The 11,017-nt window shown below is 70.5% G+C and carries 13 protein-coding genes and 1 pseudogene; 9 read left to right on the forward strand and 5 right to left on the reverse strand.

Features of this window, described 5'->3' with window-relative positions:
* Window positions 1-44 precede the first annotated feature (44 nt).
* The 4 genes from tmk (at window position 45) to HZU84_RS17375 (ending at window position 2,977) form a co-directional block, all read left to right on the forward strand.
* Complete coding sequence (gene tmk / locus HZU84_RS17360) at window positions 45-659, forward strand: dTMP kinase (RefSeq protein ID WP_149505232.1); 615 nt, start codon at window positions 45-47, stop codon at window positions 657-659.
* Window positions 656-1,684 carry a DNA polymerase III subunit delta' gene (locus HZU84_RS17365; RefSeq protein WP_180693038.1) on the forward strand — a complete coding sequence of 343 codons (1,029 nt, stop codon included), beginning with the start codon at window positions 656-658 and terminating at the stop codon, window positions 1,682-1,684. Before tmk ends, HZU84_RS17365 begins: the two co-directional genes overlap by 4 nt.
* Before the next feature lie 70 nt (window positions 1,685-1,754).
* Complete coding sequence (locus HZU84_RS17370) at window positions 1,755-2,168, forward strand: PilZ domain-containing protein (protein WP_180693039.1); 414 nt, start codon at window positions 1,755-1,757, stop codon at window positions 2,166-2,168.
* Between the two features lie 29 nt (window positions 2,169-2,197).
* A complete protein-coding gene (locus HZU84_RS17375) occupies window positions 2,198-2,977 on the forward strand; it encodes a TatD family hydrolase (protein ID WP_149503585.1) in 780 nt (259 codons plus the stop codon).
* A gap of 15 nt (window positions 2,978-2,992) precedes the next feature.
* Here HZU84_RS17375 and HZU84_RS17380 read toward each other — a convergent pair whose 3' ends face one another.
* On the reverse strand, window positions 2,993-3,553 hold the full coding sequence (locus HZU84_RS17380) for a LuxR C-terminal-related transcriptional regulator (protein WP_149503584.1): 561 nt from the start codon (window positions 3,551-3,553) through the stop codon (window positions 2,993-2,995).
* A gap of 78 nt (window positions 3,554-3,631) precedes the next feature.
* On the opposite strand from HZU84_RS17380, the gene HZU84_RS17385 reads away from it, so the two are divergent.
* Both HZU84_RS17385 and HZU84_RS17390 read left to right on the forward strand, forming a co-directional pair.
* A complete protein-coding gene (locus HZU84_RS17385) occupies window positions 3,632-4,333 on the forward strand; it encodes a CoA transferase subunit A (protein WP_149503583.1) in 702 nt (233 codons plus the stop codon).
* A 28-nt stretch (window positions 4,334-4,361) separates the two neighbouring features.
* The gene (locus HZU84_RS17390; protein ID WP_149503582.1) at window positions 4,362-5,000 is read left to right on the forward strand and encodes a CoA transferase subunit B; all 639 of its coding nucleotides are present in this window, start codon (window positions 4,362-4,364) and stop codon (window positions 4,998-5,000) included.
* Between the two features lie 25 nt (window positions 5,001-5,025).
* Here HZU84_RS17390 and HZU84_RS17395 read toward each other — a convergent pair whose 3' ends face one another.
* The 3 genes from HZU84_RS17395 to HZU84_RS17405 are packed head-to-tail and all read right to left on the reverse strand — an operon-like array spanning window position 5,026 to window position 7,713.
* The gene (locus HZU84_RS17395; protein WP_149503581.1) at window positions 5,026-5,769 is read right to left on the reverse strand and encodes an arginyltransferase; all 744 of its coding nucleotides are present in this window, start codon (window positions 5,767-5,769) and stop codon (window positions 5,026-5,028) included.
* Window positions 5,766-6,560 (reverse strand): leucyl/phenylalanyl-tRNA--protein transferase, encoded by a 795-nt coding sequence (gene aat / locus HZU84_RS17400; RefSeq protein WP_149503580.1) that lies wholly within the window; start codon window positions 6,558-6,560, stop codon window positions 5,766-5,768. The genes HZU84_RS17395 and aat overlap by 4 nt, the downstream gene beginning before the upstream one ends.
* 19 nt (window positions 6,561-6,579) lie before the next feature.
* A complete protein-coding gene (locus HZU84_RS17405; protein ID WP_149503579.1) occupies window positions 6,580-7,713 on the reverse strand; it encodes an AIR synthase-related protein in 1,134 nt (377 codons plus the stop codon).
* Between the two features lie 44 nt (window positions 7,714-7,757).
* Between HZU84_RS17405 and dnaX the strand changes: the two genes are divergently transcribed.
* From dnaX to recR, 3 genes are all read left to right on the forward strand, one after another.
* Window positions 7,758-9,731 (forward strand): DNA polymerase III subunit gamma/tau, encoded by a 1,974-nt coding sequence (gene dnaX / locus HZU84_RS17410; RefSeq protein ID WP_149503578.1) that lies wholly within the window; start codon window positions 7,758-7,760, stop codon window positions 9,729-9,731.
* A gap of 64 nt (window positions 9,732-9,795) precedes the next feature.
* Window positions 9,796-10,122: a YbaB/EbfC family nucleoid-associated protein gene (locus HZU84_RS17415; RefSeq protein ID WP_037478571.1), complete on the forward strand. Its 327-nt coding sequence runs from the start codon at window positions 9,796-9,798 to the stop codon at window positions 10,120-10,122.
* A 25-nt stretch (window positions 10,123-10,147) separates the two neighbouring features.
* Window positions 10,148-10,750 carry a recombination mediator RecR gene (gene recR / locus HZU84_RS17420; protein ID WP_149503577.1) on the forward strand — a complete coding sequence of 201 codons (603 nt, stop codon included), beginning with the start codon at window positions 10,148-10,150 and terminating at the stop codon, window positions 10,748-10,750.
* Window positions 10,751-10,766: 16 nt separating this feature from the next.
* Here the strand turns inward: recR and HZU84_RS17425 are convergent.
* Window positions 10,767-11,017 (reverse strand): annotated as a pseudogene (locus HZU84_RS17425) (hypothetical protein); the annotation flags it as partial.

Here is an 11,017-nt window from a genome sequence, read left to right on the forward strand (position 1 = left end):
TTGACCGCTTCATGTCCCAGTCCTGTGCCGCTCCCGATCCCGCCTTGCTGGCCGGACGCTTCATCACCATCGAGGGCATCGACGGTGCCGGCAAGTCCACCCAGGTCGAGCGGGTGGCCGCGCGCTGGCGTGCGGCCGGCCTGGAGGTGGTGCGCACCCGCGAGCCCGGGGGCACGCCGCTGGCCGAATCGCTGCGCGAGCTGGTGCTGCACCGCACGATGGACACGCTGACCGAGACGCTGCTGGTCTTCGCCGCACGCCGCGACCATCTGCGCGAAGTGGTGGAACCGGCGCTGGCGCGCGGCGCGGTGGTGCTGTGCGACCGCTTCACCGATGCGACCTTCGCCTACCAGGGCGGCGGGCGCGGCTTCGACCTGGCGGTGCTGGCGCAGCTCGAGCACTGGGTCCAGCAGGGCCGTCAGCCCGACCTGACCTTCTGGTTCGATCTGGCGCCCGAGATCGCCGCGCGCCGCCGCGCCGCCGCCCGCGCGCCCGACCGCTTCGAGAGCGAGGATATTGCTTTCTTCACCGCAGTGCGCCAAGGCTATGCGCTGCGCTTCGACGCCACGCCGCAGCGTGTCGCCCGCATCGACGCGGAATGCACGCCCGAGGCGGTCGCCGCGCAGATCGATGCCGCGCTGGAGGCGCGCGGGTGGTGAGTTCGGCATTGCATCCCTGGCTGGACACGCCGCTGCGCGAGGCGCTGTCGCATCAGCAGGCCCATGCGCTGCTGGTGCAGGGCGCGCAGGACCGCGGACCGCTGGATTTCTCGATCGCGCTGGCCCGGGCCTGGCTGTGCGAGACCCCGGCCCGCCAGCGGCCGGGCGGCCTGGCCTGCGGCCGCTGCGGCGGCTGCCATCTGGTGGACGAGCGCTCGCACCCGGACCTGCGTCTGCTGGTGCCGGAGTCGCTGCGGGCCGCCGCCGGCCTGCCGGCCGACGAGGCGGGCGAGAGCGGCAGCGCCAAGACCCGCAAGCCCAGCCGCGAGATCAAGGTCGACGCGGTGCGCGCGGCGCTCGAGTTCATCGGTCTGACCCCGTCGCGGGCGGGCCTGAAGGTGCTGCTCATCCATCCGGCCGAGGAGCTCAATCTGGTCGCGGCCAATGCGCTGCTCAAGACGCTGGAGGAACCGCCCGGCCCGATGCGCTTCGTGCTGGGCTGCGGTGCGCCCCAGGCGCTGCTGCCGACCCTGCGCAGCCGCTGCCAGAGCGTGGTGCTGCCGCGCCCGGACCGCGAGGCCGCGCTGGCCTGGCTGCAGGCGCAAGGGCTGCAGGATGCGGCGATCGTGCTCGATGCCTGCGGTGGCGAGCCGCTGCGCGCGCTCGAGCAGGCCCGCGAGGGCCGCGATGCCGAGGCGTGGCGGCGCTTTCCGTCGCAGGTGATGCAGGGCGACGGCGCGGGCCTGGCCGGCTGGCCGCTGCCGGTGCTGGTCGAGGCGCTGCAGCGCCTGTGCGAGGACCGGCTGCGTCAGGCACTCGGTCTGCCGGCGCGCTCCTTCCCGCAGCTCGAGCCGCTGAAGGCGCCGGTGGCGACCGCGCGCATGATCGCCACGCTGACCGAGACCGCCGCCTGGCTGCGCACCCGCGCCGCCCAGGCCGATCACCCGTGGAGCGCGCCGCTGGCGATCGAGGCGCTGCTGCAGCGCACCCGCAGCGCGCTGGACGCACGGTCACGGCCGCTCTGAGCTCAAGCGGACCGCCGTTGCGCCGAACGATGCATTACCCTCCTGTGCACTCCCCCGATCAAGCACACCCATGAGCAGCGAATTCAATTCCCGGTCCGGCTCGATGCCGCTTCAGCCCGCCGCTGGCGCCAATCCGCCACCCGCACCGCGGCCCAGCGTCATCCAGCTGGTCTTCAAGGAAAAGGGCGCGCTCTATGCGGCCTACATCCCGCTGTTCGCCGAAGGCGGCCTCTTCGTGCCGACCACCCGCGACTACCGGCTGGGCGATGATGTCTACCTGCTGCTGACGCTGCCCGAGGATCCCCAGCGCTATCCGGTGGCCGGCAAGGTCGCCTGGGTCACGCCGCCGAATGCCTCGGGCGGACGCACCCAGGGCGTGGGCGTGCGCTTTCCCGTCGACGAGAAGACCCGGGTGCTGCGGGTGCGCATCGAGGAAATCCTCGGCACCGCGATCCACTCGCCCAAGCCGACGCAGACCATCTGAAGCCGAACTTCGTCTCCATCCCTGTTCCCATGTTCATCGATACCCACTGCCACCTGACATTCCCCGAGCTGCGCGAGCGCTGGGACGACATCCGCGCGGCGATGCGCGCGGCGCAGGTGGAGCGCGCCATCGTCATCTGCACGACGATCGAGGAGTTCGACACCGTGCACGCGCTGGCCGCGCAGCACGACTTTCTCTGGTGCACCGTCGGCGTCCATCCGGACAACGAGGATGTGCACGAGCCCGACGTGGCCGAGCTGGTGCGCCTGGGCCGGCGCGACCGGGTGGTGGCGGTGGGCGAATGCGGCCTGGACTACTACCGCCTGGGCGAGCGCACGCTGGCCGACATGGAGTGGCAGCGCGAGCGCCTGCGCACCCATGTGCGCGCCGCACGCGAGCTGGGTCGCCCGCTGGTGATCCACACCCGCAGCGCCGCCGAGGACACGCTGCGCATCCTGCGCGAGGAGAACGCGGCCGAGGTCGGCGGCGTCTTCCACTGCTTCACCGAGACCCTCGAGGTCGCCCGCGCGGCGCTGGACCTGAACTTCTCGATCTCCTTCTCGGGCATCCTGACCTTCAAGAATGCCGCCTACCTGCGCGACATCGCCGCGATGGTGCCGCTGGATCGCTGCCTGATCGAGACCGACAGCCCCTATCTGGCGCCGGCGCCGCACCGCGGCAAGCTCAACACCCCGGCGCTGGTGCCCTTCGTGGCCCGGCAGCTCGCCGAGATCAAGGGGCTGGAGCTGGAGACGGTCGCGCGCGCGACCTGGGACAACGCCTCGCGGATGTTCGCGCTGCCGGACTGAGACGGCCTTGGGCCGCTATCGGCTCAGCAGCCGATTGACCAGCTCCGGCGTGGTGGCCGCCTCGTACTTGCGCATCAGCCGGGCGCGGTAGACATCGACGGTGCGCGGGCTGATGCCCAGATGCCGGCCGATCAGCTTGCTGGTCAGTCCCTCGACCAGCAGCGCGGCGATCTCGCGCTCGCGCGGGGTCAGGTCGGACTGGATGCGGCGCTTCTGCGACAGGTCCTCGAAGGTCCAGATGCCGGCCGCATGCGGATCCTGCGGATCGAGCGCGCGGCCGCTGACATGGCACCAGAACAGCTCCTGCTGGCCGGGCGCGGCATGCAGGCGCTTCATCACCCGGTCGTCGGCATAGCGGCCCTCGGCATCGAGGCTGGCGACGATGCGCTGGCCGGTGCGCTCGAACTCGGCGCTGCTCGGGTAGAGCACCTCGAAGCTCTGGTGGATCAGCTCGTCGCGGCGCGCGCCGAACATGTCCAGCACCAGGCGGTTGCAGTCCACCATCAGCCGGTGGCGCGACAGCACCAGGCCGACAGGGGCGAGATCGAAGGCAATCCGGTAATCCAGCTCAACCATTACTCAATTCTACGTAGCCCCTACGTAAGGCATTACGCATTACAGTCTGCCCGTCCGAATTTTCCGGAGACAGAGCGCATGAACAAGGTTTACCCGAGCGCCGCAGCGGCGCTGGAAGGCATCGTCCGCGATGGTCAGCTGATCGCCGTCGGCGGCTTCGGCCTGTGCGGCATTCCCGAGGCCCTGATCGACGCGCTGCGCGACAGCGGCGTCAAGGACCTGTCGGTCATCTCGAACAATGCCGGCGTCGACGGCTTCGGTCTGGGCAAGCTGCTCGAGACGCGCCAGATCAGGAAGATGATCTCGAGCTATGTCGGCGAGAACAAGGAGTTCGAGCGCCAGTACCTGGCCGGCGAGCTGGAGCTGGAGTTCACGCCGCAGGGCACGCTGGCCGAGAAGCTGCGCGCCGGCGGCGCCGGCATTCCGGCCTTCTTCACCAAGACCGGCGTGGGCACGCTGGTGGCCGAGGGCAAGGAGCTGCGCCAGTTCGATGGCGAGACCTATGTGATGGAGCGCGCGCTGACGCCCGAAGTGGCGCTGGTCAAGGCCGATGTTGCCGACATGTCGGGCAATCTGCGCTTCAACAAGACCGCCCGCAATTTCAATCCGGCCGCGGCGATGGCCGGCAGGATCTGCGTCGTCGAGGTCGAGCGCATCGTGCCGACCGGCGCGATCGAGCCGGACGACGTGCATCTGCCGGGCATCTATGTGCACCGCATCGTGCACAACCCGACGCCCGAGAAGCGCATCGAGAAGCGCACCATTCGCGATCGCAAGTAATTCGAAGCCCCCTAGGAGAGCATTCATCATGGCCTGGACCCAAGACCAGATGGCCGCCCGTGCGGCGCAGGAACTGCAGGACGGCTTCTACGTCAACCTCGGCATCGGCATCCCGACGCTGGTGGCCAACCACGTGCCCGACCACATCGAGGTGTGGCTGCAGAGCGAGAACGGCATGCTGGGCATCGGCCCCTTCCCGTACGACGACGAGGTCGATCCCGACCTGATCAACGCCGGCAAGCAGACGGTCACCACGCTCAAGGGCTCGTCGATCTTCGGCAGCCACGAGAGCTTCGCGATGATCCGCGGCGGCAAGATCAATCTGTCCATCCTGGGCGCGATGCAGGTCACCGACAAGGGCGATCTCGCCAACTGGATGATTCCCGGCAAGATGGTCAAGGGCATGGGCGGCGCGATGGACCTGGTCGCCGGCGTCAAGCGCGTGATCGTGCTGATGGAGCATGTCGCCCGCAAGAAGGACGGCACCACCGACCTGAAGATCCTGCCGCAGTGCACGCTGCCGCTGACCGGCCAGGGCGTGGTCGACCGCATCATCACCGACCTGGGCGTGATGGACGTGACGCCCGAAGGTCTGAAGCTGGTCGAGCTGGCCCCGGGCGTGAGCCGCGAGGAGATCCAGTCGAAGACCGGCGTGCCGCTGATCTGACCTGATCTGAACTGAACGGGTGGGCTCAGCCGCGCCGGATCCAGTGTCCGGCGCTGAGCAGCTCATGCGGCCGGAAGCGCTCCTTGTAGGCCATCTTGGCGCTGCTCTCGATCCAGTAGCCGAGATAGACATGGGGCAGCTTCAGGGCGCGCGCCTGCTCGATCTGCCACATGACGTTGAAGGTGCCGTAGCTGGCACCGGTGTCGTCCGGGTCGTAGAAGGTGTAGACCGCCGACAGGCCGTCGTTGAGCACATCCAGGATCGAGACCATCTTCAGCGCGCCCGGCCGGCCATCGGCCAGTGGCGGCGCGCGGAACTCCACCAGCCGCGAGTTGACCCGGCTCTGCAGCAGGAACTGGGTGTACTGGTCGACCGAGTCCTGGTCCATGCCGCCGCCGCTGTGGCGGGCGGTCTGGTATTTCAGATAGAGCGCGTAGTGCTCCGGCACGAAGCGCAGCCGGGTGACCGCCACCTGCAGGTCGGCATGATCGCGCCAGGCGCGGCGCTGGCTGCGGCTGGCGCGGAAATCGTTCACCGGAATGCGCAGCGGCAGACAGGCGCGGCAGCCATCGCAGTGCGGTCGGTAGGTGAACAGGCCGCTGCGGCGGAAGCCCGCGGCCACCAGGCCGGAGTAGGTGTCGGCGTTGATCAGGTGCGATGGCGTGGCCACCTGCGACCGCGCCATGCGGTCGGCCAGATAGCTGCAGGCATACGGCGCGGTGGCGTAGAACTGCAGTTCGGCGAGGGGAAGATCCTGAGGGTGCGTCACGCGGGATCGGGCAGACGGTTCATCGGTGGATCGGCCTCGGGGCCGGCCTCGAGCGGCAGCTGCCGCCACAGTTCGCGATGATAGGTCCACTGGCCGGGTGATGGCAGCTCCACCACCTGATCCAGATGGCTGAGGAACACCTCGCGCGCGACCGGTGCCGCACCCATCGAGGCCAGATGGCGGGTCTGCTGCTGGCAGTCGATCCAGTCGATGCCCGACCGCCGGCAGAAGGCCACCAGCGCAGCCAGCGCGATCTTCGACGCGTCGGTGCTGCGCGCGAACATCGATTCGCCGTAGAACATCCGCCCCTGGCAGACGCCGTAGAGGCCGCCGACCAGCTCGCCGTCGATCCAGGTCTCGAAGGAATGCACCTCGCCGGCGGCATGCCACTGGCGGTAGGCGCGCATCAGCTCCGGCACGATCCAGGTGCCGACCTGGCCGTCCCGGGGCGTGCTTGCACAATGGGCGATCACCTGGTCGAAGGCCGCGTCGATGCGGATCTCGCAGCCCGGCGTGGCGATGAAGCGCCGCAGCGTCTTGCGCAGCGAACGGTGCAGCCGGAAGTCGGCCGTCTTCAGCACCATGCGCGGCGTGGTGCACCACCACAGCACCGGCTCGCCGCGGCTGTACCACGGGAAGATGCCGCGCCGGTAGGCCTGGCGCAGCCGCGCGATCGTCAGGCGCCCGCCCGCGCACAGCAGGCCCGGCGCCTCGCTGTCGGGGCCGAGCGCGCGCTCGAGCGGCGGGAACGGCAGGCTGCCGTCGTCGTCGTCGGGCAGCCAGTCGATCATCGATCGCGTGCCCTTCGGTTCAGCGCAGCTGCAGGTCGTCGTTGCCGAACTCGATGCCCAGCGGCTCGATCAGCAGGCGCTTCGGGCCGGCCTCGACGGTGCCGGCGTGCCAGGCGGCGATGCCCTGGACGCGCGCGATCTCGACGGTGCGCTCGGCGTCCTCAGGCTTCACGAAGATCGCGAAGCCGGCGCCCATGTTCAGCGTCGAGTAGGCCTCGCGGTCGTCCTGCTTCGCCTGCTCCTGGATGAACTTCAGCACCGGCGTGACCGGCGGCACGGTGTGGATGCGGTAGGTCAGCTCGCTGGGGTGGCGCAGCAGCTTGCGCCAGCCGTGGCCGGTGATGTTGGCGCAGTAGCGCGGCGCCACGCCGGCCTTCCACAGCGCTTCGGTGACCGGCGAGTACAGCACGGTCGGCGCCAGCAGCGCCTCGCCATAGGTGACGCCCGGGGCGATCTCGGTCAGGTAGCCCTGGGGCAGGCGCTCGACCAGCTTGCGCGCCAGAGACAGGCCGTTGGCGTGGATGCCGCTGGATTCCAGCAGGATGATCGCGTCGCCGGCGCTGAGCTGGTCGCCCACCGACAGGCGCTCCTTCGGGTTGATCAGGCCGGTGCAGGACGCAGCCAGGTCGATGCGGCCTTCTTCCACGATGCCGGCCAGCGCCGGGGTCTCGCCGCCGCCCCAGGCGACGCTGCAGACCTCGCAGGCCTTCTTCCAGCCGGCCACCAGGGCCTGGGCGCGCTGGTTGTCGCCGAACCAGTCCGAGCCGCCGGCGGCCCAGTAGGCCTGCACCACCAGCGGCGTGGCGCCGACGGTGATCAGGTCGTTGATCGCCATCGCGATGGTGTCCTGCGCGATGCCGTCGTAGAAGCTGCGGCCGGTGAGCTTCGCCATCTCGTCGGCGACGAGGGTCTTGGTGCCCAGGCACTCGACGATCGAGGCCAGGTAGAAGGGGCCGACGTCGACGACATAGGCCGATTCGCCGCGGGAGGCCGCGACTTCGGTGAAGCCGTGCGCGGCCAGGTGGCCGGCGGTGGCGGCAGCGGCGCGCTGCGCGGTGACCTTCAGCGGATCGATCAGGTCGTAGTTGACGCCGGCCTGCTCGTAGCTGAGCGTGCCGTTCGGGTCGTGGGAGGGAGCGGCGTTTTGATTCATGGGGCGGGATTATCGGTCAGCCGGGCCGCCTACAATCCGCCCCCATGTCCTATATCGTCCTTGCCCGCAAGTACCGGCCGCGCCGCTTCACCGAGATGGTGGGGCAGGAGCATGTCGTGCAGGCCCTGGGCAACGCGCTGACCCGCCAGCGCCTGCACCATGCCTACCTGTTCACCGGCACCCGTGGCGTCGGCAAGACGACCGTCTCGCGCATCCTTGCCAAGAGCCTGAACTGCACCGGCCCGGACGGGCAGGGCGGCATCACCGCCGAGCCCTGCGGCGTCTGCAACGCCTGCCGCGACATCGACGCCGGCCGCCATGTCGACTATGTCGAGCTGGACGCCGCCTCCAACCGCGGCGTCGACGAGATCAGCCAGCTGCTCGACCAGGCGGTCTACAAGCCGGTGGCCGGGCGCTTCAAGGTCTACATGATCGACGAGGTGCACATGCTCTCGACGACCGCCTTCAACGCGATGCTGAAGACGCTCGAGGAGCCGCCCGAGTACCTGAAGTTCGTGCTGGCCACCACCGATCCGCAGAAGGTGCCGGTCACGGTGCTGAGCCGCTGCCTGCAGTTCAACCTGCGCCCGATGGCGCCCGAGACGGTCCAGCGCCACCTCGGCACCGTGCTGCAGGCCGAAGGCATCGAGGCCGAGGCGGGCGCCTTGCGTCAGCTCTCGCGCGCTGCGCGCGGCTCGATGCGCGACGCGCTGTCGCTGACCGACCAGGCCATCGCCTTCGGCGGCGGCGCGCTGCAGGAGGCGGCGGTGCGGCAGATGCTGGGCTCGGTCGATCGCAGCCATGTCGTGCGCATCGTGCAGGCGCTGGGCGCCGCTGACGGTGCGGCGCTGGTGCGTGCGGTCGACGAGCTGCGGGGCCTGGGTCTGTCGGCCGCCGGCACGCTCGAGGATCTGGCCACGCTGGCCCAGCAGATGGCGCTGGCGCAGGCGGTGCCGGCCGCGCTCGATCCGGCCGACCCCGAGACCGCCACCGTGCGCGCGCTGGCGCCGCTGCTCGACCCGGACGAGACGCAGCTGCTCTACAGCATCGCGCTGCACGGCCGCGCCGAGCTCTCCCTGGCGCCGGACGAATACGGCGGCCTGATGATGGTGCTGCTGCGCCTGCTGGCCTTCCGGCCGCAGGGCGCCGCGCCGCGCCGGGTCGAGCTGCCCGCCGAGGTGGCACCGGCGCCCGCCGCGCCTTGCGCGCCTGTGGCTCGCGCTGCGCCTGTTGCCGCGCCGGCACCGGCCCCCCTGCCTGCACCTGCGCCCGTCTCTGCGCCTGAACCCGCAGCGCAGGAAGTGCCGCGTGTCTCGCGCGAGCTGCGCCGGCCGCTGGAGGCGCGAGCCCGCATGCCGGTCGAGCCGCAGGCCCTGCCGCCGGCAGCGCCCGCTCCGGCCATGCCGGCCCCGGCGCGGGCCCCGGCTGCCCGCGCCTCGGTGCCGCCGTGGGAGGACGAACCGCCCGGCTGGGACGACATCCCGCCCGCCGACGAGAACGCACCGGCCGCAGCGCTGCCCCCGGATGAGCCCGTAGCGCCAGCGCCGGTGGCTGCACCGACGGCCACGCCCGCGCCGCTGCGCCCGCGCCCGGTGCAGATGGACGAGGTGCTCGACGACCCGCTGGTCACCCGCTGGTGCGATCTGTTCCAGCGCCTGAGCGAGCGTGCCCTGGTCAACGGCCTGGTGCGCGAGCTGGCCTGGCAGGCGCAGTGCATCGCCATCGAGCCCGGTGCGGGCAGCCTGCGCTGCGTGCTGCGGGTCGAGCGCGAGTCGCTGCGCCAGAGCGGTCACCGCGACCGGCTGCAGGCGGCGATCACCGAGCTGGTCGGCCAGCCGGTCACGCTGGAGATCACGCCCGGTGCGGTCACCGACAGCCCGTCACGGCGCGAGACGCAGCGCCGCGAGCGTGCCCAGCATGAGGCCGAAGGTGCGATCACCGACGACCCCATGGTGCAGGAGCTGCTCGCGCGCTATCCCGGCGCGCGCATCGTGCCCGGCTCGATCCGGCCGAACTGACACGGCCACTGACCCGGCCCACTGACCGATCTTTTTTCTCGCTCCCTCCAAGAAAGGAACATCCATGTTCAAAGGACAGATCGCCGGCCTGATGAAGCAGGCCCAGGCCATGCAGGACAACCTGAAGAAGGCCCAGGAGGAACTCGCGCTGATCGAGGTCGAGGGCCAGTCCGGCGCCGGCCTGGTCAAGGTCGTCATGACCTGCAAGCACGATGTCAAGCGCGTCACCATCGACCCGAGCCTGCTGGCCGACGACAAGGACATGCTGGAAGACCTGGTGGCCGCGGCCTTCAACGACGCGGTGCGCCGCGCCGAGGAACTCAGCCAGGAAAAGATGGGCAAGCTGACCGCCGGCATGCCGCTGCCCCCGGGCATGAAGCTGCCGTTCTGAGCCGCACCGCACCGCGCGCTCCGCGATGACAGGCTCTGCCGCACCGCCCGACGCGATGCTTGCGCTGGTCGAGGCGCTGCGCCGGCTGCCCGGCGTGGGCGTCAAGTCGGCGCAGCGCATGGCCTATCACCTGCTGCAGCATGACCGCGACGGCGCGCTGCGGCTGTCGCAGGCGCTCGACCACGCGGTGCACGGCATCCGCCACTGCGAGCGCTGCCACACCTTCACCGAGCAGCCGGTCTGCGCGGCCTGCCTTGATCCGGCGCGCGACACCCGACTGCTGTGTGTGGTCGAGACCCCGGCCGACCAGGCTGCGGTCGAGCGCACCGGCACCTACCGCGGGCTCTATTTCGTGCTGATGGGGCGGCTCAGCCCGCTCGACGGCGTAGGCGTGCAGGACATCGGCCTGCCCGAGCTGCTGGCGCGGGTGCGCGAGGGCGAGGTGCGCGAGGTGATCGTCGCGACCAACTTCACCGCCGAGGGCGAAGTCACCGCCCATGCGGTGGCCGAGGCGCTGCGTGCGCTGGACGTGCGCGTGACGCGCCTGGCGCGTGGCGTGCCGATCGGCAGCGAGCTCGAGTACGTCGATCTCGGCACCATCGCGCACGCCTTCTCGGAAAGGCGCTGAGCGCGAAGGCTCCGGCTTACTTGCGCGCCAGGCGGGTCGGGCGGATCTTCATGCCCTTGGCGGCGCCGCCCCGGTTCGGGCTGGCGGCCGCCATGCGCACCGGCTTGCCCGCCTTGGCCTTGGCCAGCGCGCGGCCTTCGGCCACCGGCGCGATCCTGCTGCCGGTCGGCACCCAGATGACCAGCGCCTGCGCCTTGCGGAAGCGGGTGCCGTCGTCGATGCGGTTCCAGGCGGCGATCTGGTTTGCGCTCACCCGGTAGCGCTTGG

The sequence above is a fragment of the Sphaerotilus sulfidivorans genome, assembly GCF_013426975.1.
Taxonomy (GTDB): domain Bacteria; phylum Pseudomonadota; class Gammaproteobacteria; order Burkholderiales; family Burkholderiaceae_C; genus Sphaerotilus; species Sphaerotilus sulfidivorans.

Bases quoted from the DNA above. Each gene is read 5' to 3' on its own strand.
- HZU84_RS17405 (WP_149503579.1), bottom strand. From the start codon at position 7,713: ATGAATCAAAACGCCGCTCCCTCCCACGACCCGAACGGCACGCTCAGC.
- HZU84_RS17380 (WP_149503584.1), bottom strand. From the start codon at position 3,553: ATGGTTGAGCTGGATTACCGGATTGCCTTCGATCTCGCCCCTGTCGGC.
- dnaX (WP_149503578.1), top strand. From the start codon at position 7,758: ATGTCCTATATCGTCCTTGCCCGCAAGTACCGGCCGCGCCGCTTCACC.
- HZU84_RS17390 (WP_149503582.1), top strand. From the start codon at position 4,362: ATGGCCTGGACCCAAGACCAGATGGCCGCCCGTGCGGCGCAGGAACTG.
- HZU84_RS17370 (WP_180693039.1), top strand. From the start codon at position 1,755: ATGAGCAGCGAATTCAATTCCCGGTCCGGCTCGATGCCGCTTCAGCCC.
- HZU84_RS17375 (WP_149503585.1), top strand. From the start codon at position 2,198: ATGTTCATCGATACCCACTGCCACCTGACATTCCCCGAGCTGCGCGAG.
- HZU84_RS17385 (WP_149503583.1), top strand. From the start codon at position 3,632: ATGAACAAGGTTTACCCGAGCGCCGCAGCGGCGCTGGAAGGCATCGTC.
- aat (WP_149503580.1), bottom strand. From the start codon at position 6,560: ATGATCGACTGGCTGCCCGACGACGACGACGGCAGCCTGCCGTTCCCG.
- recR (WP_149503577.1), top strand. From the start codon at position 10,148: ATGACAGGCTCTGCCGCACCGCCCGACGCGATGCTTGCGCTGGTCGAG.
- HZU84_RS17415 (WP_037478571.1), top strand. From the start codon at position 9,796: ATGTTCAAAGGACAGATCGCCGGCCTGATGAAGCAGGCCCAGGCCATG.